Origin of the sequence: Streptomyces sp. NBC_01233 (assembly GCF_035989305.1) — a bacterium.
Lineage (GTDB): Bacteria > Actinomycetota > Actinomycetes > Streptomycetales > Streptomycetaceae > Streptomyces.
In genome coordinates, this window is sequence record NZ_CP108514.1 from 5840953 (window position 1) to 5862833 (window position 21881).

General features: G+C 68.7%; 24 protein-coding genes. 15 read left to right on the top strand and 9 right to left on the bottom strand.

From position 1 onward, the window contains the following. Positions 1-28: 28 nt before the first annotated feature. The gene (locus OG332_RS27955; RefSeq protein WP_327416044.1) at positions 29-622 is read left to right on the top strand and encodes a hypothetical protein; all 594 of its coding nucleotides are present in this window, start codon (positions 29-31) and stop codon (positions 620-622) included. Between the two features lie 3 nt (positions 623-625). Further along, positions 626-1264 (top strand): OmpA family protein, encoded by a 639-nt coding sequence (locus tag OG332_RS27960; protein WP_327416045.1) that lies wholly within the window; start codon positions 626-628, stop codon positions 1262-1264. A 39-nt stretch (positions 1265-1303) separates the two neighbouring features. On the opposite strand, the gene OG332_RS27965 is transcribed toward OG332_RS27960, so the two are convergent. Next, positions 1304-1501 (bottom strand): hypothetical protein, encoded by a 198-nt coding sequence (locus tag OG332_RS27965; RefSeq protein WP_327416046.1) that lies wholly within the window; start codon positions 1499-1501, stop codon positions 1304-1306. 10 nt (positions 1502-1511) lie between these two features. Continuing rightward, positions 1512-2363: a helix-turn-helix domain-containing protein gene (locus OG332_RS27970; protein WP_327416047.1), complete on the bottom strand. Its 852-nt coding sequence runs from the start codon at positions 2361-2363 to the stop codon at positions 1512-1514. A 260-nt stretch (positions 2364-2623) separates the two neighbouring features. On the opposite strand from OG332_RS27970, the gene OG332_RS27975 reads away from it, so the two are divergent. After that, positions 2624-3121 (top strand): ATP-binding protein, encoded by a 498-nt coding sequence (locus OG332_RS27975; RefSeq protein WP_327416048.1) that lies wholly within the window; start codon positions 2624-2626, stop codon positions 3119-3121. 35 nt (positions 3122-3156) lie between these two features. Here the strand turns inward: OG332_RS27975 and OG332_RS27980 are convergent, their stop codons facing one another. Beyond that, positions 3157-4398 (bottom strand): IS256 family transposase, encoded by a 1242-nt coding sequence (locus OG332_RS27980; RefSeq protein ID WP_327411484.1) that lies wholly within the window; start codon positions 4396-4398, stop codon positions 3157-3159. Positions 4399-4676: 278 nt separating this feature from the next. Between OG332_RS27980 and OG332_RS27985 the strand changes: the two genes are divergently transcribed. From OG332_RS27985 to OG332_RS27995, 3 genes are read left to right on the top strand one after another with little or no spacing between them, the layout of a single operon-like run. After that, a complete protein-coding gene (locus OG332_RS27985) occupies positions 4677-5084 on the top strand; it encodes a hypothetical protein (protein WP_327416049.1) in 408 nt (135 codons plus the stop codon). An 11-nt stretch (positions 5085-5095) separates the two neighbouring features. Beyond that, a complete protein-coding gene (locus tag OG332_RS27990; RefSeq protein ID WP_327416050.1) occupies positions 5096-7573 on the top strand; it encodes a hypothetical protein in 2478 nt (825 codons plus the stop codon). Between the two features lie 53 nt (positions 7574-7626). Beyond that, positions 7627-8193, top strand: coding sequence for a hypothetical protein (locus OG332_RS27995; RefSeq protein WP_327416051.1), 567 nt, complete (start codon positions 7627-7629; stop codon positions 8191-8193). 981 nt (positions 8194-9174) lie between these two features. Here the strand turns inward: OG332_RS27995 and OG332_RS28000 are convergent. From OG332_RS28000 to OG332_RS28010, 3 genes are all read right to left on the bottom strand, one after another. After that, positions 9175-9504, bottom strand: coding sequence for an SCO4225 family membrane protein (locus OG332_RS28000; RefSeq protein ID WP_327416052.1), 330 nt, complete (start codon positions 9502-9504; stop codon positions 9175-9177). A 151-nt stretch (positions 9505-9655) separates the two neighbouring features. Then, positions 9656-10129 (bottom strand): carboxymuconolactone decarboxylase family protein, encoded by a 474-nt coding sequence (locus OG332_RS28005; protein ID WP_327416053.1) that lies wholly within the window; start codon positions 10127-10129, stop codon positions 9656-9658. A 94-nt stretch (positions 10130-10223) separates the two neighbouring features. Continuing rightward, on the bottom strand, positions 10224-10751 hold the full coding sequence (locus OG332_RS28010) for a TetR/AcrR family transcriptional regulator (RefSeq protein ID WP_327416054.1): 528 nt from the start codon (positions 10749-10751) through the stop codon (positions 10224-10226). A 97-nt stretch (positions 10752-10848) separates the two neighbouring features. On the opposite strand from OG332_RS28010, the gene OG332_RS28015 reads away from it, so the two are divergent. The 4 genes from OG332_RS28015 (at position 10849) to OG332_RS28030 (ending at position 14384) form a co-directional block, all read left to right on the top strand. Continuing rightward, the gene (locus OG332_RS28015) at positions 10849-11259 is read left to right on the top strand and encodes a nuclear transport factor 2 family protein (RefSeq protein ID WP_327416055.1); all 411 of its coding nucleotides are present in this window, start codon (positions 10849-10851) and stop codon (positions 11257-11259) included. A 217-nt stretch (positions 11260-11476) separates the two neighbouring features. Next, positions 11477-11893: a hypothetical protein gene (locus OG332_RS28020; protein WP_327416056.1), complete on the top strand. Its 417-nt coding sequence runs from the start codon at positions 11477-11479 to the stop codon at positions 11891-11893. Beyond that, positions 11890-13785, top strand: a complete 1896-nt coding sequence (locus OG332_RS28025; protein WP_327416057.1) for an alpha/beta hydrolase — start codon at positions 11890-11892, stop codon at positions 13783-13785. Before OG332_RS28020 ends, OG332_RS28025 begins: the two co-directional genes overlap by 4 nt. Beyond that, positions 13782-14384 carry a hypothetical protein gene (locus OG332_RS28030; protein WP_327416058.1) on the top strand — a complete coding sequence of 201 codons (603 nt, stop codon included), beginning with the start codon at positions 13782-13784 and terminating at the stop codon, positions 14382-14384. Before OG332_RS28025 ends, OG332_RS28030 begins: the two co-directional genes overlap by 4 nt. On the opposite strand, the gene OG332_RS28035 is transcribed toward OG332_RS28030, so the two are convergent. Then, entirely contained in the window at positions 14336-15070 is a 735-nt protein-coding gene (locus OG332_RS28035; RefSeq protein WP_327416059.1) for a hypothetical protein, read from the bottom strand. The genes OG332_RS28030 and OG332_RS28035 overlap by 49 nt on opposite strands. A gap of 114 nt (positions 15071-15184) precedes the next feature. After that, complete coding sequence (locus tag OG332_RS28040) at positions 15185-15763, bottom strand: TetR/AcrR family transcriptional regulator (RefSeq protein ID WP_327416060.1); 579 nt, start codon at positions 15761-15763, stop codon at positions 15185-15187. Between the two features lie 144 nt (positions 15764-15907). Between OG332_RS28040 and OG332_RS28045 the strand changes: the two genes are divergently transcribed. The 4 genes from OG332_RS28045 (at position 15908) to OG332_RS28060 (ending at position 20011) form a co-directional block, all read left to right on the top strand. Further along, complete coding sequence (locus OG332_RS28045; protein ID WP_327416061.1) at positions 15908-17509, top strand: MDR family MFS transporter; 1602 nt, start codon at positions 15908-15910, stop codon at positions 17507-17509. Between the two features lie 466 nt (positions 17510-17975). Next, on the top strand, positions 17976-18779 hold the full coding sequence (locus OG332_RS28050; RefSeq protein ID WP_327416062.1) for a polysaccharide deacetylase family protein: 804 nt from the start codon (positions 17976-17978) through the stop codon (positions 18777-18779). A gap of 97 nt (positions 18780-18876) precedes the next feature. Further along, the gene (locus OG332_RS28055) at positions 18877-19203 is read left to right on the top strand and encodes a nuclear transport factor 2 family protein (RefSeq protein ID WP_327416063.1); all 327 of its coding nucleotides are present in this window, start codon (positions 18877-18879) and stop codon (positions 19201-19203) included. A 184-nt stretch (positions 19204-19387) separates the two neighbouring features. Next, complete coding sequence (locus OG332_RS28060) at positions 19388-20011, top strand: hypothetical protein (protein WP_327416064.1); 624 nt, start codon at positions 19388-19390, stop codon at positions 20009-20011. A gap of 217 nt (positions 20012-20228) precedes the next feature. On the opposite strand, the gene tnpA is transcribed toward OG332_RS28060, so the two are convergent. Beyond that, entirely contained in the window at positions 20229-20657 is a 429-nt protein-coding gene (gene tnpA / locus OG332_RS28065) for an IS200/IS605 family transposase (protein WP_327412212.1), read from the bottom strand. Positions 20658-20674: 17 nt separating this feature from the next. On the opposite strand from tnpA, the gene OG332_RS28070 reads away from it, so the two are divergent. Beyond that, the gene (locus tag OG332_RS28070) at positions 20675-21838 is read left to right on the top strand and encodes an RNA-guided endonuclease InsQ/TnpB family protein (RefSeq protein ID WP_327416065.1); all 1164 of its coding nucleotides are present in this window, start codon (positions 20675-20677) and stop codon (positions 21836-21838) included. Positions 21839-21881: the final 43 nt, after the last annotated feature.

Here is a 21881-nt window from a genome sequence, read left to right on the forward strand (position 1 = left end):
CGAACCGAGAGACAAGGAAGCGGCGTAGATGAGCATTCGGCACACGGTGAGGGTCCGCGGGGGAGCGGCCGCATTGGTTGCGGCGGTCTTGACGCTCGCGTTGGCCGGCTGTGGTGGTGACGAGAAGCCGAAGGCGAAGGAATCACCCAACTCCGCGGCGTCTCAGCCTCCGAACGGCGCTTCCGCTTCAACGCCGGCAGGTAGCCCGAGTGCCGCACCGACCCAGGTCCTTGCCACGGTCAACGGCGAGAGTGGTGTGGTTCTGACGATCAACTCGGTAACCCGTGACGCGGGGGGATTCGTGACTATCAACGGGCAGATCAAGAACACCTCCAATCAGCAGTTCGTCAAGACCGCGGCCTGGCGAGGGAGCGAGCGTGACCTCACTGGGAGCGGCGAGTCGGTGGCAGGTGCAACCCTTGTCGACAAGGCAGGGAAGAAGCGTTACTACGTGTTGCGCGACACAGACGGTCGATGCCTCTGCACTTCAGGAGTGGCGGCCATTGACGCGGGTGCGACGGTGCCCTTCTTCGCTCAGTTTCCGGCGCCGCCGACGACCACCACTGATGTGGAGTTCAGTCTCCCTACCTTCGCTTCGGCCGTCGTCAAGATTTCCGGGTGACCCATGACCACACGACATCGCACCATCGCCGCTACAGCCGTAGCCGGTCTCGTCATAGCCGGTGTCAACCTGATCGGGGCCGGCGTCGCCCATGCCGATGACGTCAAGCCGTCCGTACCTCCCGGCACCGAGCCCTCCGCCTCCGCCCCCGTCCCCATCGACTCCAACGCCCCCGGGCTGAAGATCCCGCAAGGGGGGACGCTCGCGCCCGTCAAGGTGCTGGACATCGCCGAGGTCGTCGAGGACCTCGGTGGGGAGCAGCGGCGGCAGGAGACCAATCAGACTGTCATGATGGCGCTGCAGTCCGAAGTGTTGTTCCCCGAGGACAGTGCCGTGTTCAACGCTCAGGCCGCCGCGCGGATCCAGGCCATTGCCAATGAGATCAACACGCAGAAAGCCACCCGCATCCGCGTCTTCGGGTTCACCGACGACCAGGGCAGCTATGAGCACGGCAAGGAGCTCTCCAAGAAGCGGGCCGATGCCGTGCAGGCCGAGCTGGCCAAGACCGTCACCGATCCGAACGTCGTCTTCGACGTCCGCGGCTACAGCGAGGACTACCCGATCGCCGACAACGGCACCGAGGAGGGCCGCAAGAAGAACCGCCGGGTCGAGATCACCTTCCCCCGCGGTACGGGCGGCTGACGCCTGCGAATACCCCAGAGAACAGCCGCAGTCGTGGCCTCAGTCGGCCAGCAGGTGGTCGGCCTTGCCGGCTTTGATGTCCCGAATCAGTTGACGGAGCGCGTCCGCCGAGTCGGTGAGGTACGTGTCCTCCCGACCGGCGATGGCGATGTAACTATTGCCGGCCCCGTCCACCCCTATCCGGTAGCAGGCGCTTCCCTCGGCGCAGTACGGCTCTTCCCAAGTTATGTCCGGCATGACTGCTCCCTCAGAGTTCCTGCGCGATGGAGTGGATGAGGTCCCGCGTGCGTTGTGGAGACAGAGTGATCTTCTCCATCCAGTCCAGGTGTGCCCGGTACTTTGCCAACTGTGCCTCACCGTGCAGATATTCGGGCCCGTGTGTGCTGTCGACCTGGACGGTGTCCAACTGGGGCACGGGCCCCTCGGCGTAGGTCAGCGTCTGTCCAGAGCCGGGGAAGGCGCCCGCGCTGAACGGGATGGCGAGGATTGCGATGTTGTCCTGCTCGGACATGCGCAGCAGATGTTCCAGTTGCGCCTTCGCTACCTGCGTTCCACCGAACTGCATGCGCAGAGCCGCTTCGTGCACGATCCCGGTGTACCGGGCAGGGGTGGCGCCCTCAAGTACCTGCTGGCGTTCGATTCGGAATTCGAGTCGCATCGCGAGCTCGCGATCCGGTAGCTGCGGCACGGCGACGCCGAAAATGGCGAGGGCGTGATCGAAGGTCTGGAGCAGCCCAGGGATGTGGACTGCCAACGCGGTACGCAGATGTGGTGAGTGAGCCTCCAGCTCGGCGATGTCGAGCAACCCGGCAGGCAGGGAACCTCGGTAGCGGTCCCACCACCCCCGTTGGTTGGGCTCGGCCATCGCCGACAGGGCCTTGACGTACGCCTCGTCGGTGCATTCGCAGTTGCAGGCCAGGGTGCGCAGCCGGTCGATGCTGATGCCTCGGTAGCCCTGCTCCATCTGTGAGAGGCGGGACCGGTCGACGTGGAGCAGCCCGGCCGCGGTCTCCGCGGACACGTCGGCAGAGAGCCGCATCCGCTTCAGTTCTGCTCCCAGTCGGCGCTGCCGCTCTGTCGGAGATGTTCTGACCCCCATGCGTCATCCTCCCTCAGGCTGTGCGTTCGCAGTCTGCCGCGCTGAGCCCCCGATGGCCATCGAGCCCACACTTTCCCGATGCGGTGTAAAAATGTGCACCTGACGCTACAGTTGGTAACGCACCGCTCACGCAAAGGGAGTTGAAGTGCATCGCCGCAGCATGCCTCGGGCCTCGGCGACGAGCCACGCTCCCCGTCCCGCGTCAGCCATCCGTGCGCGTCGAACTCGCCGTAGCCACCTCAGACCTCAGGGAGTCCGCGATGTCCACCCACCCCTTCATCGCCTGTCCGGTGTCCCCGCCCGAGCCCGCCGGCGGTGAGCCGCCCGCGCTCGACACGCTCACGTGCAGCCTGACCATCCCCGGGGAGCCGCTCAGCGCCCAGATCGCGCGGGTCGCCGTAGGGTCCGTCCTGCACGCGTACCGGCTCGATCCGCTCGCGCCCGCCGCCGCGCAAGTCACCGGCGAACTGGTCGCCGCGGCCTGGCGGTTGGACCCCGGGCGGGGCCTGTACCTGTCCGTCCGCTACCGGGACGACTCGCTCCGGCTGACCGTCTACGACGGCCACGCGCCCCACGCCCACCCCCGGCTGGCCGCCCACTGCGAGGCCCGGCGGCGGGCGGCGCTGCGGCTCATGGGTGCGGTGGTCCGGGAGTGCGGCGGGGCCTGGGGCTTCGGAGAGTCCCGCGAGCCCGGCGGCGGGACCCGGACCTGGGCGAGCCTGCCGAGGTCCGGGGCCGCTGCGTACCTCGCGGACTGACCGACAGGTCATGTCCCCCTTCGTGGTGTAGCCGATCACTCGGTGGGCGCGTTGGTGGCGTTGGGTGGTGCGGGGGCGCTTTTAGGGAGCTCGGTGGGGTAGATCTCGTCCATGCTTCCCTCGGGCAGGTAGCGGCGGGGGAAGGCGATCCATTCGTCGTGCAGTTCGAAGAGCACGGCTGTGACCAGTCGCAGGAGGGCGTCGTCGTTGGGGAAGACCTGGACGACGTCGGTGCGGCGCTTGATCTCGCGGTTGATCCGTTCGAGCGGGTTGGTGGACTGGATCTTCTTCCAGTGCCGTTCCGGGAAGGCCGCGAAGGCGGTCAGGTCGTCCTTGGCGTCCAGGAGCATCTGTTTGACCTTGGGGAACTGCTTGCCGAGCATCTCGGCGACGGTGTCGAGCTGGGTGCGGACCGCGTCCTGGGTGGGCTGGGCGAAGACTGTGCGGATGGTTGCGGCGACCATCTCGGTCGCCTCCTTCGGAATCACCGCGAAGACATTTCGCAGGAAATGAACACGGCATCTCTGCCACGCGGCGCCGAGCATGACCTTGCGGATCGCCTTGACCAGGCCGGAATGGCTGTCGGACAGGACCAGGCGGACCCCGGTCAGGCCGCGTTCGCGCAGGGAGCGCAGGAACTCGGCCCAGAACGCCTCGGTCTCGCTGTCGCCGACCATGACGCCCAGGACCTCGCGGCCGCCGTCCTCGGTGATCCCGGTGGCGACGACCACGGCGCGAGAGACGATCTGGTGGTTCACGCGTGCCTTGCAGTAGGTGGCGTCCAGGTACATGTAGGGGAAGCGGGTGTGGTCCAGCGGCCGGGTGCGGAAGGCGGTCAGCGGCTCGTCCAGGTCCGCGCAGATCCGGGAGACCTCGCTCTTGGAGATCCCGGTGTCCGCGCCCAGGGCCTTGACCAAGTCGTCCACCGACCGGGTGGACACGCCATGGACGTAGGCCTCCACGATGACCGCGTACAGGGCCTGGTCGATCCGGCGCCGGCGCTCCAGCAGGCTGGGGAAGAAGCTTCCGGCGCGCAGTTTGGGGATGGCCAGCTCCAGGTCGCCGGCCTGGGTGGTGAGCGTCTTCTCGCGGTGCCCGTTGCGCAAGGCGGTACGGGCCTCGGTGTGCTCGTTCCAGCCGGCACCGATGTGGGCAGCGGCCTCGGCCTCGATCAGCTCCTGCAGCATCCGCTCGGCGATGCCGCGGACGAGTTCGAGTCCGTCTGCCGAGCGTAGTGACTCCAGCAGGCGTAATAGGTCAGACTGGGACAGGGCCACCTCGCACCTCCGTTGTTGAACTGGCCGTTCAATACGGAGAGTTGCATGGTGGCCCACCTCATGCGCAGAGAGCGCGAGCCCTCCGCGGGTGTGCGCCCGGCGAGCAAGCCCGCGCACACCTCACCCTTGATCGGCTACACCACGTGGCGGGACGCCATCGACCGACACGCGGTGGGCATCAAAAGGCCGTCAAGAAGACGGACGCTGACACCCATCCACCTGCGCCTTCGGCCAGAATCCGAAAGTTGTGCCAACGGGTCGGCAGGTGGGGGACGGGGATGTCGTTCGACGAGGAATGGGCTGCCGCGAAGGTGGGTGTGCGGCTGAACCAGGTCCCCGCACCCGGCGGAGGTGGCGGGAGCGCCGACCTCAGCGTCAGCCGTGACGATCTGGGAGCCGTCGGCGGTGAGGCGTACCAGCTCCACAGCCGTCTGGCCAAGGACGGCCGCCACGCCGACCGGACCACGGCCGACGCGGCCACCGCCCTCGTAGGCTCCCACTTCGAGACGGGGGCGGCTCTGCGGCAGGTGGGCGACACCTGGTCGCAGCAGGTCACCGCATTGCTGGCCGCCTGTGCGCAGATCTCCAACCACCTCGACTACTCGGCGGCGGCGCACCAGAAGGACGATGACGACATCGCCGGGGCGCTGATGAGCGTCGCCGAACTCGACAAGCACTTCCGGTAGGTGTGGGGATCATGACGCTCGGATACGACGATGTACTGCATGCCCCGCTCGGCAAGCTCAAGGACGCGGCGACCGACTGGTCGCAGATGGTCGGCAAGCTGGAGGAACTCGCCCGCCTGGCCCGCGACGGGATGAAGGGCAAGGCGGACAAGGCGGACTGGGCGGGAGTCAACGCCACCGTCACCCAGCCCTTCATCGGCAAGACCGCCAAGGAGTTCGACGACGCGGCGAAGGCGGCCAAGGGTGTTCAGCAGATCCTTGAGCAGGGACACACCACTTTCGAAAAGGCCAAGGCCGACCTCAAGCGCATCGTCGACGAGGAGGCGCCGGCCCGCCAGGTGACGGTCGGCGCGAACGGCTCCGTACGCGCGAGCAGCCCCATCTCGGACAGTGTCGGACGGACCGGCAGGCACGACCCGGACTACCAGGACCTGCTGCGCAAGGAGCTTTCCAACGTCAGCTACATCGCGAACCGGATCCGCGATGCCGTGGAGGACGCCAACGAAGCCGACCGGGACATCGCACGGACCCTACGGGCCAACCTGGGCGACGATGCGCACAACTTCAGTGCCCCCAAGTACGCCAGTACGGATGCCATGAACGCCGACCGGGCCGTCACTCTCGCACGCAAGGGCGACGGGATGACCGACCAGGAACTGAAGGAGCTCCAGCAGCTCCTCCACGAACACCGCGCGTCGCCGGAGTTCACGACCGCCTTCTACGAGGGGCTGGGCGCCAAGCCGAGCCTCGCCTTCTTCGCCGACCTCACGATGAAGACCGAAGGCGACAGCAAGGTACGCACCGATTCCCTCAAGGCTCTCCAGCAGGACCTCGGCTTCTCCCTGGCCACGGCCACCGACCCGGACAATCCGACGCACCTGTCGGAGAAGTGGCAGACCGACCTGCGCAAGGCCGGGGCCGGCACGATCGACGTCTACCCGTCCCGCAACGCCAGCTACAACCCGTACGGCTACCAGGTGCTCGGCAACATCCTGCGCTACGGCACGTACGACCACCGCTTCCTCACCCCGGTCGCCGAGCATGCGGCACAGCTCCAGGCCGGCAACCCCGGCATCTGGAAGCACATGCCCCGGAACCAGCCGTACATCGGCATCAACCTGAACCCCGCCGGCACGGACGGCAGCTCCGGCTTCAACGCCATGACCGGCATCCTGGAGGCGTTGGGGCATAGCCCGGAGGCATCGCAGGACTTCTTCGACGGGAAGATGACCCCGTACTCCCACGATGGTCAGAAGATGGACCGGGCGTACTTCGACCGCGAGTACAAGGGCGGTTTCAGCTACAGCCACCTCGTCGAGTTCAACCTCAGGGAGACGAGTGACGGCATCCTCCTCGAAGGGCTGCAGGGTCCGAAGGGGAAGACCGTCTACCCGGACTACTTCGAGATGCTCACCGACAAGGACCAGTGGTTCGACGACCGCTCGGCGACGCACCCGAAGATCGGCGACGAGGATGCCCAGGAGGCCTGGAAGAAGGCCGCCGAGAAGGCGACGGCGGCCGGCCCGGACGCACTCGGCCACGCCCTGGAGTCGGCGGTCTCGGGCCGCGCGTACGACGACGTCCGTACGGACGTGAAGCCGCTGCCTCACTCGGAGGAGCAGGCGAACCTCATGCACCGGGTGGTGGAGAAGTTCGGCGGCCCGGGCAACGACCTCATCTCGGTCACCGGCGAGGACGACAAGAAGAAGTCCGGCGTCTTCATGCCGATGCGGGACAGCCTAGGGAACATGACGGCCGAGTACATGCGGGACTTCCAGAAGGCGATGGGGGCATCCCGCATCGAGACCTTCGGCGCGGACGCTGGCCTGACCGACCTGAGCGGCTCCGCGATCCCGAACTTCCTCGGCAGCGTCGCAAAGGACCCGGAGGCCTACGGCGCGATCATCAACGCGCAGCAAGCCACGACAGCCGGACTCTTGGGCGATGTGGCGAAGGACTACGGAGAGGGCGGTCCACAGCGCGAACTCGGCGACGCCCGCCATGAGGTGGCCACTTTCACTGCGCCCGGCGCCACCATCTCAGGCATTGTCTCCGAAGCCCGCGCGGAAGCCGTCTTCACCGACAAGACGGCCGGGGACAGCGAGTTCAACCAGGGCCTCCAGGACGGTACCAAGTGGATCGAGCGTGGCTTCGGGTTGGCGACCAAGCCTCTTGAGGCATCGGTCGTGGGTGCCCCGGTCGCCTGGGTGATCGAAGACGTCAAGGAGAGCGTCACCAAGCACTACGAACAGGACAGCGCTGCGGCGGCCGAGGAGAAAGCCAACAGTCTCCTGGAGCAGCGACGCGAAGCCACCGCCCGCGCCGCCGAAGAGGCCGCGATCGCTGGAGCCAAGCAGGCCGGTTTGTCCGAGGAAGAACAGAAGAAGTTCGGCGACGACGCATACAAGTCGGTGACAGGCGGATACGAGCACGGCAGGTCGACTCACAGCGGGTATCAGCCGCCGCCTTCCAAGGGTGGAGACAAGTGATGCCTTCGCGCCACGGATACCGGGCCCGCCTCATCGTGGCTGCGGGAGCCGCGTTGGTCCTGATCGCGGCCGGGACCTGGTGGTGGGCGAACAGAGTTCCCATGGTCCGGGTTCCGGACCGGGCATGCGGTGGTGCCCTCTCCGGGAATGCCGTCGCCGCGATCTTCCCCGAGAAGGGCGGGGAGTACCAGGAGAGGCTCTGGTCCACGTTCGATCCGGGCGGAAACGACTCCCTGAATATCTGGTGCTCTATGCGAGCAGCCGACAAGTCCGCTCTCGCCAGCTACACCTGGATTTCCCCGGGAGTGGCCGACGGGTTCGAAAACGGCACCCCCATCAAGCTGGGTGAGACGAAGGGTTACACGAGGCCCTTCATCGCCAGACTCTTCGTTCCGTGTCTCAGCTCTGGACGCGAGAGGTATTCGTGGCTCATGGTCACAATCGAACGGTTCGCGAAGAATCCCAAGGACCCCGTCGAAGTCGACGACCAGCGCGACCCCGCTCCGATGGCCGAACTCGTAGCCGACGCCGCGCGCCACGTCACACAGCAGCTGAAGTGCGAAACTGCCTCAACGCTCCCCGCCGGCCCACCGGTCATCGGCGCGGACGTTGCCGGCTGACGAGTCGTCCAGCCGCGGTCGAGGATGATGTTGGTGTCGGTCATGGTGGTGGGCATGTCTGCGGCAAGGAAGAGGGCTGCGGCGGCGACCTCGTCCGGGCGGCCGAGGAGGGTGCGGGGCAGGACGGCGTCAAGTGGACGGACCCGCGCCTTCGGCCTGGTGACCAAGCCGCTTGAAGCGTCCGTCGTGGGGGCTCTGGTTGCCTGGGTGATCGAGGACGTCAAGGAGAGTGTGACCAAGCACTATGAGCGTGACAGCGCGGCGGATGTCGAGTCGAGCGTGAACAAAATCCTGGAAAACCAGCGGAAGCCCACCGCTGACGCTGCTTACGAGGCTCATGAGCGCGTCAAACGCGGATACGGGGACGGTCGCGACACGCAGAGCGGGTACCAGCCTCCTCAGCAGGAGAATGGGGAAAGCCATGACCAAGGGGCTGGGGCGGCGTGGCCGCCCTGTCATGGCCATCTGCGCCGTGGCGCTCCTGTTGGCAGGTGGTGCCTGGTGGTGGGTGGAGAGAGTCCCGGCGGTCCAGGTGCCAGACCGGGTCTGTGGTGGCGTGCTCTCCGGGACGCCAGTCGCAGCGATCCTCCCGAAGAAGGGCGGGGAGTACGAAGGCACGTTCGTACAGCCCGTATACGATCCCGCGGAGCAGAAGTCGAAGAGCTTGTGCTCCATGATGGCTGCTGACCGGTCCATCTCGGCCACGTACTCGTGGACCACCTCGACATTGGCCTCGTCTGGCTACCTGGAGAAGAGGGGCACCCCCAGCGTTTGGGTGAGGCACCCGGATACACGGGTCCCCGAGAGGCGGCACTCCTCCTGGCCTGCTACAGCCCGTCGGATGTGCGATATCCCTGGCTCGAAGTCACCGTCACGCGTTACCGGGACCTGAACAGCGTGAAGCCCAAGGGAAAGCTCGAAGTCGACCCTCGCCCCCCGTCTCCCCGCCGGGCCCCCGGTCGTGGGTGCGGGTGGGTCCGGCTAGCTGGTCGGAGTACGGGGAGTGCCGCGCCGGAGGCGGCCGCGGGAGGCCTCCACGATCGTTCCGAGGACGAGCGACTGGATCAGTACGCAGAGGACGAGCTCGGTGACGAAGAGCCACGTCTCGGGCTGGCCGTCCCCGGAATGGGCCAGCCCCATGAAGAGGACGAGCGGGAACGCGCACAGGGCGGGCAGCACCCATACGAAGCCAGGATCCGGGGCGAACAGCGTGACCGCCGTCGCGACGGCCACGGCGGCGCCGACGAGGCCCAGGTAGATCAGCGAAGCGGGGTTCGCGAAGGTGAGGCGGACGAGCGTGCGAGCGGTCATCGGTGCTCCCCGGGGCGTGTGGACTCCCTCCATGGTCGGGAGGATCCGCAGTCCTGTCGTGAGTACGCGTACCCAGGGCGTGCCCAGACCGGTGCTGCTGTCCGGCCCCTCCCCGGTCGGGGCCGGACAGCAGCGGCTCCGGTGCGGGAGGTCAGCCGAACTGGCCCGGCTGGTAGTCGCCCGCCGGCTGCTGGACGATCACGTTCATGCGGTTGTACGTGTTGATCAGCGCGATGAGGGAGACCAGCGCGGCCAGCTGGTCCTCGTCGTAGTGCTTGGCGGCCTCGGCCCAGGCCTCGTCCGTGACGCCGCCCGCCGCGTCGGCGATGCGGGTGCCCTGCTCGGTCAGCTCCAGGGCCGCCCGCTCGGCGTCGGTGAACACCTTCGCCTCGCGCCAGGCCGCGACCAGGTTGAGCCGCACCGCGTCCTCCCCTGCGTGCGAGGCGTCCTTGAAGTGCATGTCGGTGCAGAATCCGCAGCCGTTGATCTGGCTGGCCCGGAGCTTCACCAGCTCCTGTGTGGCGTGCGGCAGGGCCGAGTCCGAGATGACCTTGCCCGCGGAGTTGATGTACCGGCCGAACTTGGTCGCGACCGCGTTGCCGTAGAAGTTGAGACGCGCTTCCATCGTGATCTCCTTGCCGTGCGGAGGATTACACAGCTCTGACGGAAATCGCGGCCCGGATGTGACAGCCCGACGGACCATGCGAGCGTGACCTGCGTCACTTGCCCAGGAGGAGCTCCGCGATTTCCCGGGCCCGGTGGGCCGGCTCCGGGCCGGGGGTGAGGGTCGCCACCGTCGTCGCTCCCTCGGTCAGGATCAGGAGCCGGTCGGCGAGGGCCGGATCGGCGGTCAGGCCGGCCAGCAGGGCGTGGAGTTCCGCCTTGTGGATGCGGACGATCTCCGGGGCCGCCGCGCCCAGTTCTCCGTACGCGTTGAGGAACGCGCAGCCCCGGAAGTCGGGCTCGGCGAACCAGTCCGCCAGCCAGTCGAAGACCGCGAGCACCCGCGCCCGCGGCTCCGCCGGGGCGAGGGCCGCGGTGCGCAGGGAGTCCAGCCACCGCCGGTCGCGGCGTTCCAGGTAGGCCGTGACCAGGGATTCCTTCGCGGGGAAGACCCGGTACAGGCGCTTGAGGGGGACCCCGGAGGCGGCGCGGATGCGGTCCATGCCGACGGCCTGGATGCCGTGCCGGTAGAACAGCTCCTCCGCGGCGTCCAGCAGTCGGGTCCGTGCCTCTTCGTCGTCCATGGGGGCAGGGTAGCCCGTTTCCCCTTGCGATGAGAACGCCCGTTCTCATACGGTGGAGAACGATCGTTCTCGCCCGTCTCGCTTCGGAGGATCCGCCGTGACACGTCCGCCCCTGCCCCCTTTCACCGAAGAGTCCGCCCGCGCCAAGGTCCAGGCCGCCGAGGACGCCTGGAACAGCCGGGATCCCGAGCGCGTCGCCCTCGCGTACACGGAGGACTCGGTCTGGCGCAACCGCGACCGGTTCCTCACCGGGCGCGCCGAGATACGCGAGTTCCTCGCCGCGAAGTGGGAGCGCGAGCTCGACTACCGCCTCCGCAAGGAGCTTTGGGCCTTCACCGGCAACCGCATCTCGGTCCGCTTCGCGTACGAGTGGCACGACGGCGACGGCCGGTGGTTCCGCAGCCACGGCAACGAGCAGTGGGAGTTCGACGACGACGGCCTGATGAGGCGGCGCGAGGCGAGCATCAACGACGTGCCGATCAGCGCCGAGGACCGCCGCCTGTTCTGATCCGCCCACACCCCGGCGCCGGGCCCGGTGGGTGCTCCGGCTCAGGCGCCGGGCCTGGATCTGAGTACGCCCGACCCTTGCCCGCCCCGACCCCGGCTGCTACGTCGGCGCAGGCCAATGCCCACATCGCCGCCCTCTGAACTTGCGTTCGACAGGTGGGTGTTGGTTTCGTACGAGGCGTAGGCGCGGGGAGCGCCTCGGAGGGGCGACACAGCACATGAGTACAGAGGCGGTTCTGCCGGCACACTGGAACGAGTTGTTCGGCGAACCCGCGGCGATGCGGCTCGCTTCGGCGGACGCCCCCGGCGGCGGCGGCGAGGATCTGGCCCACTCCCGCGGGCCCTGGTCCAAGGCAGCGGACGCGGCCGGCGAGTTGCGCATCACCACCGCGGAGGGCCTGGGCAAGATGGCCGCCGCTCACGAGGGCGTCGAGGCCGGTACGGCGGGACTCTCCGCCACCGCCGCGCTGGCCGCGGTCCGCGCCTCCTGGGAGAAGCGCGTGGCCGCCGTACGCGACGAGTGCGGGTCGGTGCAGTCCGCCCTGCTGAACGTCGCGCGGGAGATCGGCGAGATCGACGAGAACAACCGGCTCAGGTTCTCGTACCTCGTCACGCATCGGGACGCGTCGAAGTGACCCTGACCTGGCAGCAGTTGCGTGACCTGAAGACCCAGGAGTTCACCGAGGCGGCAGCGGCGTGGGCCGATGTCGGCGCCCGGGCGGACGCGGGGCGCGACCGGATCAGCGTAGGGATGATCAAGTCGCTGGAGGACCAGAAGGGCGTGTCGGCGGCGGCGGCGCGCGATCGGCTGAGTCGGGTCGACCGGAACTTCGACTTCATCCACACCGAATGCGGCCTCGTCCGCACCACGCTGAACTCCCTGGCCCACGAGCTCGCCGAGGAGCAGGTGCGCCTCAGGGCGGCACTGGAGGACGCGTCGGCCCGCGGCTTCACCGTGCATCCGGACGGATCGGTGCAGTACCCGCCCGGGGGCGAGAACTTCCTGACCAAGGAGCCCGCGCCGGGCGGCTCCGTACGGGGCGTCGACAAGCCGCTGTACCTCCAGGGCGCGGACACCCACCCGCTGGGCAAGGCGCCGTTCCCCACCAACGCGAACCCCAACCACGGCCTCGCCCAGGAGATCGCCACCCGCATCCTGGACGTGGTGAAGGCAGCCCAGGGCGTGGACTCCCGCTTCACCCAGGCTCTCCATCGCCTCAAGGCCCCGGAAGGGCTCGACGTCACGGAGGCCACCTGGGCCGACGCGGCGGGCGACGCGGCGGTCGTCCGGAAGGAGGCGGCGGACTACCTGCGCGACACCATCCCGGCGGACCGGTCCCCGGCGGACCGCCACAGCTGGTGGCAGGGCCTGAGCGACGACCAGCGGGCCGAGCTCCTGGCCACCTATCCCAATGTGATCGGCAACCTGGACGGGGTCCCGTCCGAGGTCCGGGACGAGGCGAACCGGGACAACCTGCAGCTGCTGATCGGCAAGCTGTCGGAGCAGAGCGACGAGAAGTCCCAGACCCAGCTGGCGGGCATGCGCTCGATCGACGACCAGCTGCGGAACCCGGGGCCCAAGGACCCGCCGATGTACCTGCTGGGCATCGGCGACCAGGGCGGAGGCCGGGCCATCGTGGCCTACGGCAACCCCGACACGTCGCGCAACGTTTCCGCGTACGTGCCCGGGCTCGGCACCGCGCTGGACGCGGAGTTCGCCCGGAACGACCTCAAGCGCGCCCGCGACACCGCCTCGGGCGCCCGGGAGTTCGAGTCGAGCTCGGCCTCGATCGTCTGGCTCGGCTACGACGCGCCGCAGCTGCCCGCGGCACGCGTGATCGACAATACGGACGTCATGTTCAAGGAGCACGCCGAGAAGGGTGCGCCCGCGTACAACCAGTTCATGGCGGGGATCAGTGCCACCAACCAGACCCCCGACCCCCACGTCACGGCCATCGGCCACTCGTACGGGTCGCTGACCGTGGGCCAGGCGGCGCTGCAGAGCGGCGGGATCCCGGGTGTCGACGACATAGTCCTGGTGGGCAGCCCCGGCACCGGTGCCCAGCGCGCCGAACAGCTGGGGGTGGGCAAGGACCACGTGTTCGTCGGCGCTGCCGAAAACGACCCCGTGTCCAAGGCCCCGAACAAGGTGGAGTCCGGGGCGATGCTGGTGGGTGGCGGAGCGGGTGCGGTCGCCGGCGGCGTGGCAGGATCGGTTCTCGGGCCGGTCGGTACGGTGGGCGGAGCGCTCATCGGAGGCGTTGCCGGCGGCGTCCACGGCTTCCTCGTGGCCGATGCCGTCACCGACGAAAGCCAGAACTACTTCGGTACGGATCCGTCCCACAGGGACTTCGGTGCCAACCGGTTCAAGGTGGACGACGGACCCAGGCCCATCATCGGGGGCGACGGTCCCATGGACGCCCACTCGAACTACTTCAACCCCACGAAGGACAAAGAGTCCGCGACCAACATCGCGCTGATCGTCGCGGGGCATGCCCAGGACATCAGCACCGAGGAACCCCGATGAAGCCACCCCGCACCGCAGGCGCACTCCTCGCACTGGCAGCTCTCGTTGCCGGCTGCGGCCCGGGCGCCGACGACGGATCAGCCAAGAGGAACGAGACCGTGCAGCTGCAGCAGGGCGCCGAGCGCGCCGACGCCATCCTTCAGGAGACCCTGGCAGCCGTACAGCCGGAACTGAAATGGAACCACGGTCCGTCCTCGGACGCCGGTTGTACGAACGCCCTGGGCAAGACGACGGGCATGGCGGCCGCCGACCGGTCGATCACCGTCCTGACCATCGTTTCCGAACAGCGCCGGGGTGCCCTGCTGGGCGTCATCGAGCGGGCCTGGAAGGGGCGTGGCTACAAGATCACCAGTGTGCGCAAGAGTCCGACGTTCCCCGGCATCTACGCCAGCACTCCCGACGGCTACAGCCTGGAGGTCAAGGTCGCCGGTGAGGGGCAGTTCTTCCTGAAGGCGGCCACGCCCTGCCTGGAGGACACCGGCATCCAGCAGCCCACCTCCAAGCCGAACACCCCGGACCGCCCTGCCCCGTACCCTCCCCGTCCGGACGTTCAGGACGAGTTCTGGTCCGCCACCACAGCGGCACCGGCGGGCAGTTGATCCTCCGCGGGTGACTCCCCGCGGAGCTGGGAGGGTGCCGACGGAGCCGGCAGGCGCGGATCCCCGCCGCCGGTCAGCGGGGTGCCCGACGGGTAGCGGGCGCAGTCGGCGTGCGCGGCGACTTCGAGGCGGTCGCCGGGGTACGTCGTGAGCGAGAGGGTCCGGCCGGTGCCGGGGAGTTCGAGGCGCAACTCGGCTTGGTGGAGGTCGGGGGAGTTCGCGTAGTCCGTGACCTTCCAGCCCTGCTGCGTCAGGGCCTTCCGTACCCGCTCGAGCGCGGGCTCCGCCTCGGCGCGCGGGACGCCCCGCAGCCCCCATGTGTCGCTCACCGTGACGACGCCGGGGGCTTGCGGCGGGTAGGCGATCCCGCGCTCGGACCAGTGGCGCATGCCCCGGAGATGGCAGTCGTGGCCGTCGGCCGCCAGGCCGGCGCCGGGCCAGTCGGCCAGTTCGGCGCGCGGCAGGCCGAGCGCGGCGTAGGCGGACTGCGTATGGCCCTCCAGCTCCCGGGCCGTGGCGGCGGGATCGGCGACCGGGTACGGAGTTCCGTCCCAGATCGGCGCGAACCACCGGGCGAACCCCACCACGGCGACCAGGGCCAGCCCGGCAGCCGACGCCGCGCGAATCTTCCGGCGCCGTGCTGGCGCGGGGGCGGGGGTGGTGGGGTCGTGCGGTCGCCGGGTCATGCCGACAGCTTCCGCCGGGCAGCGGGAGGAGGGCATGAGTAGCCGTACTCAACCGCCGCCCCGACCGTACGCAGGTGCTCGCCGCGCGCCGCGGAGTGTGCACCGCGCCGCCCGCTACGCCTCGTGGTGGGCCTGGGTGATGAGGTCCGTGGCGACCGCCAGGGCTGCCAGGCGGGTCTCCTCCGGGTCGCCCTCCACGTGCTGCAGGAACATCATTCCGGCGTGCAGGGTGAACAGCGCACTGACGCAGCGGACCTGGTCCTCCAGCGGGCCGTCCTGCGTGCGGAGCAGTTCCACCAGGGCGAAGAGCCGCTTCTTCACCGTCTCGCCGATGCTCAGCTCGCGCGTGGTCGCCTGGTTCTCCTGCATGAACCGGTACAGGGCCGCGCCCGCCGCCATCGCCTCGCTGTAGCGCCGCAGCACCTCGCGCTTGGTCTCCAGGGTGCGCGGCTGCCCCTCCGCCCATGTGATCAGCTCGTCGATGGGCCGCGTCAGGTCCTCGAAGAGGCTGATGATGATGTCTTCCTTGGTCCTGAAGTGGTAGTACAGCGCCGCCTTCGTGACCTCCAGCCGTTCCGCGATCTCGCGCAGCGACGTCTTCTCGTACCCCTGCTCGACGAAGAGCTCCAGTGCGACGTCCTGGATGCGCTGACGCGTGTCACCACGGCGCCGCTGCGGACTGCTGCTGGACATGGCTCTCCCCCATTACTTACTTGACGCCCGGCTAGTTACGGGTCTACCGTCCCCAGTGTAGTGAACTAGCCGGGCGGCAAGTAAGTGCCGGTGCGGGACGAAGACCATGTGTTGAGCATGAGGCGTAGGGCCAGGGGAGTGGACATGGTGGACACAGTCAAGCCTGCGGGGACCTCGGAAGAGGTGAAGCCGCGCAGCGTACGGGTCGTCCTCATGGCGCTCATGATCGCGATGCTGCTCGCGATGCTCGACAACATGATCATCGGCACCGCGATGCCCACGATCGTCGGCGAGCTGGGCGGCCTGGAGCACCTCTCGTGGGTGGTCACCGCGTACACGCTGGCCACCGCGGCCTCCACTCCCATCTGGGGCAAGATCGGCGACATGTACGGGCGGAAGGGATCCTTCCTGACCTCGATCGTCATCTTCCTGATCGGCTCCGCGCTCAGCGGCATGGCCCAGGACATGGGCCAGCTGATCGGCTTCCGCGCCGTCCAGGGTCTCGGCGCCGGCGGTCTGATGGTCGGCGTCATGGCGATCATCGGCGACCTGATCCCGCCCCGTGAGCGCGGCAAGTACCAGGGCATGATGGCCGGCGTGATGGCCCTCGCCATGATCGGCGGCCCGCTCGTCGGCGGAACCATCACCGACCACATGGGCTGGCGCTGGTCCTTCTACATCAACCTGCCGCTCGGCGCCGTGGCGCTCGCCATGGTGACGGCGGTGCTGCACCTGCCCAAGAAGACGGAGCCGGGGGTCCGCCCGAAGATCGACTACCTCGGCGCGGCGCTGCTGACCATCGCCATCACCTCCACCGTGCTCGTCACGACGTGGGGCGGCACCGAGTACGCCTGGGGCTCCGGCCAGGTCATCGGCCTGATCGTCGTCGGCGTGCTGTCGACCGCCGCCTTCCTCTACGCCGAGACCAAGGCCGAAGAGCCGGTCATGCCGCTGCACATCTTCCGCAGCCGCAACTTCACCCTCATGTCCGTGATCGGCTTCCTGGTCGGCTTCGCGATGTTCGGCGGCGTGCTGTACCTGCCGCTGTTCCAGCAGTCGGTGCAGGGCGCCTCCGCCACCAACTCTGGCCTGCTCCTGCTGCCGATGCTGCTCTCGATGATGGTCGTCTCGCTGATCGCGGGCCGCGTCACCACCAACAGCGGCAAGTACAAGATCTTCCCGATCGTCGGTGGCGCGCTGATGGTCGTCGGGCTGTTCCTGCTCGCGACGATGGACACCGACACCACCCGGCTCATGTCGGGCGTGTACATGGCCCTCCTCGGTGCCGGGCTCGGCTTCCTGATGCAGATCACCATGCTGGTCGCGCAGAACAGCGTCGAGATGAAGGACATGGGCGTCGCCTCGTCCTCGGCGACCCTGTTCCGTACGCTCGGCGGCTCCTTCGGCGTCGCGCTGATGGGTTCCCTCTTCACCAGCCGGGTCACGGACACCATGTCCGAGCGGCTGGGGCCTGAGGCGGCCGGGGCCGCGGGGTCCGCGCAGTTGGACGCGGCGAGCCTGGCCAAGCTGCCGGAGGCCGTGCGGGACGCCTACCAGCACGCGGTGGCCGCGGGTACGCACTCGGCGTTCCTGCTCGGCGCGGGTATCGCCGTACTGGGGTTCGCGGCGGCCTGGTTCGTGAAGGAGGTTCCGCTCCGGGGAGCGGGCCCGGCGCCGGCGGCCGACGCCGAGCCCAAGGGCGGTGAAGCCGCCGCCCCCGCGGCGCAGGAGTCCGTCGCCCGCTGAACGAAGACCAACGGGCGGTACCACCGGAACGGTCGGTGGTGCCGCCCGTCGGCGTGTCCGGGGCCGGGGTGGCGGGCTTCGCCGGGGCCCGGCCGTGGTGAGTCCCGGCACCTTCTGGTCCCCGTCGTGGTGTGCGCCATCCGGGGCCCTCGGTGTTCCAGGGGCCGGGGCGGAGGTGCCACGTGGTGAGGGTGGTGGTGAGTCCCGTTCGTCCCTGGCGGTGGCGGACTTGATGAGGGCCGCGCCGATGCCGTAGTCGAAGCCCTCGATGCGCTCGTCCTCGTACTCCCAGTGGGAGGTGTCATCGTGGCGGCATCCGGCGGGAGTTGGGATGCGGGCTAAAGTCCCATCAGTCACTTTGGTGTCACCACGTGGAATTTAAGGCCCAATTGACTGGAACTCCTCGGTGGCGATGGACGTCCTGATCCACGGAACGCCCGCAAAGCGGATGGGGAGTGGACACTTCATGAGGTTCTTGACGGGAGAGAGCAAGCGGGGCATTCGGGCCGGTGCCGTCGTCGTGGCCTCGGCCGCCGCCGTCGCGGCGACCGTGTGGGGGGTGGCGACCCTGGTGGAGCCGGGGAAGGCCGCCACGCAGCAGAACGTGTCCCGGCCGGCGGACTCCGGGGGTGCCGCCGGGTCGCAGCCGCAGGCGATACCCGAGGACATAGCCCACGCGTCGGAGGCCGGCGGGAACGCCGTCAACATCACCATCGACGACGGCCCCGACCCCCGATGGACCCCGAAGGTGCTGGAGGTCCTCCAGCGACACGACGTCAAGGCGACCTTCTGCATGGTCGGGCCGCAGGCCAAGGCCCACCCCGACCTCGTCAAGAAGGTGGTCGCGGCCGGTCACCGGCTCTGCGACCACACGATGGCGCACGACACCGCCATGGACAAGAAGCCCGTCGCCTACCAGGAGCAGCAGATCCTGGATGCGAAGAAGCTGATAGAGGAAGCCGCGGGCAGCGGCGCGAAGGTGGAGTACTACCGGGCCCCCGGCGGCGCGTTCACCCCGGACAGCCGGCGCATCGCCGCCGCGCACGGCATGCGGCCGCTCGGCTGGAACGTCGACACGAAGGACTTCGGCAAGCCGGGCACGGCCGCCATCGTCGACGCCGTCAAGCGCGAGATCGGCAACGGTCCGACGGTGCTCTTCCATGACGGCGGCGGCAACCGCGCGCAGACCGTCGACGCCCTCGACCAGGTGCTGGACTGGCTGGGGGAGCAGGGCCGGCCGACCGGTTTCCCGGTCCGCACCGCTCCCTGACACGCCGTCCGCCCGGCGAACGGGTGAGGGTCGACCGCGCGGACCCGCCCGCGTTGTTCCCTGGTCGGACGCACGTACGCACCCTCAGGAGGCTCCTGTGGCCATCGCCCCCGGCGAACTGTCCGACCCCGCGGTCGGCGCCCTCGTCGCCGCCGTCAACGCGCACGACAAGGACGCCTTCCTCGCGCTCCTGACCCCCGACGCGACCATGTCCGACGACGGCTCCGACCGCGACCTCCACGAGTGGATCGACCGGGAGATCTTCGACTCCGGCGGTCACATGGACGTCCAGTCCGAATCCGACGGCGGCCGCGCCCTCCTCGTCAGCTACCGCAACGACACCTGGGGCGAGATGCGCACCGCCTGGCGCTTCACCGTCACCCCGGGCGGCATGGTCAGTCGTTTCGAGACCGGTCAGGCCTGAGGCCTGCCGACCGCCGCGCCGTGCCCGGTACCGCCGCCGTCGGGTGCTCGTTCTCCGGTGCCACCCCGCCCGGGAAGCCGAAGCGGCGGCGCGTGCAGCCGTACGCGAGGCCCCGGTGCTCCCGTACGGGTGAAAGCCGGCCCGGCGTCGTTCCGGCCCGCCGCAGGGCCCCGTTGGGCCGGGCATGAAGCGCACCCGCATCGCCGCTCTCGCCCTCGCCACCGCCGCGGCGGCCCTCGCCCCCGTCCTCGGCCAGCCGGCCACCGCCGCGGAGACGCCGTACCTCCAGGACCCGGCAGGCGGCGAGAAGGGCATGAAGTCGATGTGGACCAAGGACGAGATGCACAAGGTGGAGGGGCAGTTCCGCTTCTACCCGGGGGTCCAGTACAAGACGGTCACCCGCCCCGGCCCCTCGGCCGCGCCGGACCACGAGCACCAGGTCGCCGACCCCGAGACGCTGGCGTGGCTGCCCTCGTACGAGTTCGCCTGGTCGGTGTCGGACTCCACGGTGGTGAAGAAGGCGTTGACGGTCAAGGAGGGCTCGCACCCGATCGTCGTGCGCGCCGTGCTGCGGACGGCCAAGGGGGCCGAGGTGGCGGAGGTGCACAGGGAGCTGACGGGCAAGCCGGCGACCGGGCGGGAGAAGGTCGCGGGCACCAAGCGGATCGCGTGCGACACCGGTGAGTACGCGGTGGAGTGGTCGGTCACGCGCTCGGGCTACGGGACGCTCACGGGCACCCTGCGCTGGAACTCCAGCTGCGAGCAGTACCGGACGGCGTTCGCTTCGCACCACGGACAGCAGCGCTGACGGGTGGGGCCGGCCGCCCCGCGCACCTTGTGAGTGCTCGGCGGGCGACTGGGCCGCGGCCTTGGATCAAGTGCCGTAATGGCCATGGTGCCGCACGGGGTGCTCTGCGGCAGGTGCGAAAGTCCCGTGTCGAGGAACTTTCAGCATGATCTAGCGAGGAACCCCGGGCCTTCAGGCCCGGGAGGAATCGCTTCTCTGGACTGCTCTGACCCGCAGGCTAACGCGGACGTTTCTGCTGCTCGATGTACTCCTTGATGATTGCCAGCGGTGCGCCGCCGCAGGACGCCGCGAAGTAGGACGGAGACCAGAAGTGATCTCCCCACAGGTACTTGCGGATGTGGTCGGGGAACTCCTGCCGGAGCCTGCGGGCTGATACGCCCTTGAGGGAGCCGACCAGGCGGGACAGGGCGACCTTCGGCGGGTAGTGCACGAGGAGGTGCACGTGGTCGTGCTCGCCGTTGAACTCGACCAGTTCGGTCTCGAAGTCGGCACAGACGGCCCGCATGACTTCTTCGCAGCGCGTCAGGATCTCGTCCGTGAACGGGCCGCGCCGATACTTTGGTGTGAAGACCAAGTGTGCATGGAGGCTGTAGACGACGGTTCTACCCCTACGAGTGTTGGGGTTTGGCTCCCAGCGTGGTGACATAGACCAATGCTACGATCATGGGTGTGAAGATCGTGGCGCAGGTGAAGCTGTTGCCGGAGGCCGAGCAGGCCACCGCGCTGCGCTCCACCCTGCGCACGGTCAACGAGGCCGCGTGCTGGGTGTCCGGTGTGGCGTTCGAGCACGGTGTGCCGCGTGAGTACGAGCTGCGCAAGCACACCTACGCCGAGTTGAAGGCGCGCGGGCTCGGGGCGCAAGCCGCTCAGCACGTCATCAAGAAGACCCGTGACGCCTACACCACGTTGAAGGCGAACATCACGGCCGGGAACCTGGGCAAGCCGGGATCGAAGCACAGGGTCAAGGCGGAGTCGAAGCCGATCACGTTCCGGCCCCAGGCCGCGCAGCCGTACGACGACCGGTGTTTGAGTTGGCAGTACGACGCCGGAACCGTGTCGATCTGGACGACGGCCGGACGGCTCAAAAGCGTTCGCTTCGCCTGCTCCCCGGACGCGCTCAAGATGCTCCGCGAGCACCGCAAGGGCGAGTCCGACCTGATCGAACGCGACGGCGTGTTCTACCTGATCGCCGTCTGCGACATCCCCGAGGCCGAGCAGTACGAGCCTGACGGGTTCATCGGAGTCGACCTCGGCATCGCCAACATCGCCACCACCTCCACCGGCTACCGGGCCGCCGGTCGCGGCTTGAACCGGCACCGGAAACGACAGCTCGATCTGCGCAGGAAGTTGCAGGCCAAGGGCACCAAGTCCGCGAAGCGCCTCCTCAAGAAGCGCTCCCGCAAGGAAGCCCGGCACACCGCCAACGTCAACCACATCGTCTCCAAGACCATCGTCACCACCGCTGAACGCACCGGCTCCGGTATCGCCCTGGAAGACCTCACGGGCATCCGAAGCCGGGTACGGCTCCGCAAGGACCAGCGGACCTCCCTGCACTCGTGGAGCTTCCACCAGCTCGCCGCCTTCGTTGAGTACAAGGCGAAGCGGGCCGGGGTGCCGCTGGTGTACGTCGATCCGGCGTACACCAGCCGGCAATGCTCCGAGTGCGGCCACATCGACCGGCGCAACCGCGCCGATCAAGCGACGTTCGCGTGCCGGTCCTGCGGGGCCCTCATGCACGCGGACGACAACGCGTCCCACAACATCCGCCGCAAGGGCGAGACCGTGTGGACAGCGGGGCGTGAGTCACGCGTCCCTGCCACCCCATAGGGGTGTCTGGACGGAGGAGCCAACCCAGCAGCCAGTTGGGCGC

Coding starts and splice junctions, on each gene's coding strand:
- OG332_RS27955 (WP_327416044.1), top strand. CDS start 29: ATGAGCATTCGGCACACGGTGAGGGTCCGCGGGGGAGCGGCCGCATTG.
- OG332_RS27960 (WP_327416045.1), top strand. CDS start 626: ATGACCACACGACATCGCACCATCGCCGCTACAGCCGTAGCCGGTCTC.
- OG332_RS27965 (WP_327416046.1), bottom strand. CDS start 1,501: ATGCCGGACATAACTTGGGAAGAGCCGTACTGCGCCGAGGGAAGCGCC.
- OG332_RS27970 (WP_327416047.1), bottom strand. CDS start 2,363: ATGGGGGTCAGAACATCTCCGACAGAGCGGCAGCGCCGACTGGGAGCA.
- OG332_RS27975 (WP_327416048.1), top strand. CDS start 2,624: ATGTCCACCCACCCCTTCATCGCCTGTCCGGTGTCCCCGCCCGAGCCC.
- OG332_RS27985 (WP_327416049.1), top strand. CDS start 4,677: ATGTCGTTCGACGAGGAATGGGCTGCCGCGAAGGTGGGTGTGCGGCTG.
- OG332_RS27990 (WP_327416050.1), top strand. CDS start 5,096: ATGACGCTCGGATACGACGATGTACTGCATGCCCCGCTCGGCAAGCTC.
- OG332_RS28000 (WP_327416052.1), bottom strand. CDS start 9,504: ATGACCGCTCGCACGCTCGTCCGCCTCACCTTCGCGAACCCCGCTTCG.
- OG332_RS28005 (WP_327416053.1), bottom strand. CDS start 10,129: ATGGAAGCGCGTCTCAACTTCTACGGCAACGCGGTCGCGACCAAGTTC.
- OG332_RS28010 (WP_327416054.1), bottom strand. CDS start 10,751: ATGGACGACGAAGAGGCACGGACCCGACTGCTGGACGCCGCGGAGGAG.
- OG332_RS28020 (WP_327416056.1), top strand. CDS start 11,477: ATGAGTACAGAGGCGGTTCTGCCGGCACACTGGAACGAGTTGTTCGGC.
- OG332_RS28030 (WP_327416058.1), top strand. CDS start 13,782: ATGAAGCCACCCCGCACCGCAGGCGCACTCCTCGCACTGGCAGCTCTC.
- OG332_RS28035 (WP_327416059.1), bottom strand. CDS start 15,070: ATGACCCGGCGACCGCACGACCCCACCACCCCCGCCCCCGCGCCAGCA.
- OG332_RS28040 (WP_327416060.1), bottom strand. CDS start 15,763: ATGTCCAGCAGCAGTCCGCAGCGGCGCCGTGGTGACACGCGTCAGCGC.
- OG332_RS28045 (WP_327416061.1), top strand. CDS start 15,908: ATGGTGGACACAGTCAAGCCTGCGGGGACCTCGGAAGAGGTGAAGCCG.
- OG332_RS28050 (WP_327416062.1), top strand. CDS start 17,976: ATGAGGTTCTTGACGGGAGAGAGCAAGCGGGGCATTCGGGCCGGTGCC.
- OG332_RS28060 (WP_327416064.1), top strand. CDS start 19,388: ATGAAGCGCACCCGCATCGCCGCTCTCGCCCTCGCCACCGCCGCGGCG.
- tnpA (WP_327412212.1), bottom strand. CDS start 20,657: ATGTCACCACGCTGGGAGCCAAACCCCAACACTCGTAGGGGTAGAACC.
- OG332_RS28070 (WP_327416065.1), top strand. CDS start 20,675: ATGGGTGTGAAGATCGTGGCGCAGGTGAAGCTGTTGCCGGAGGCCGAG.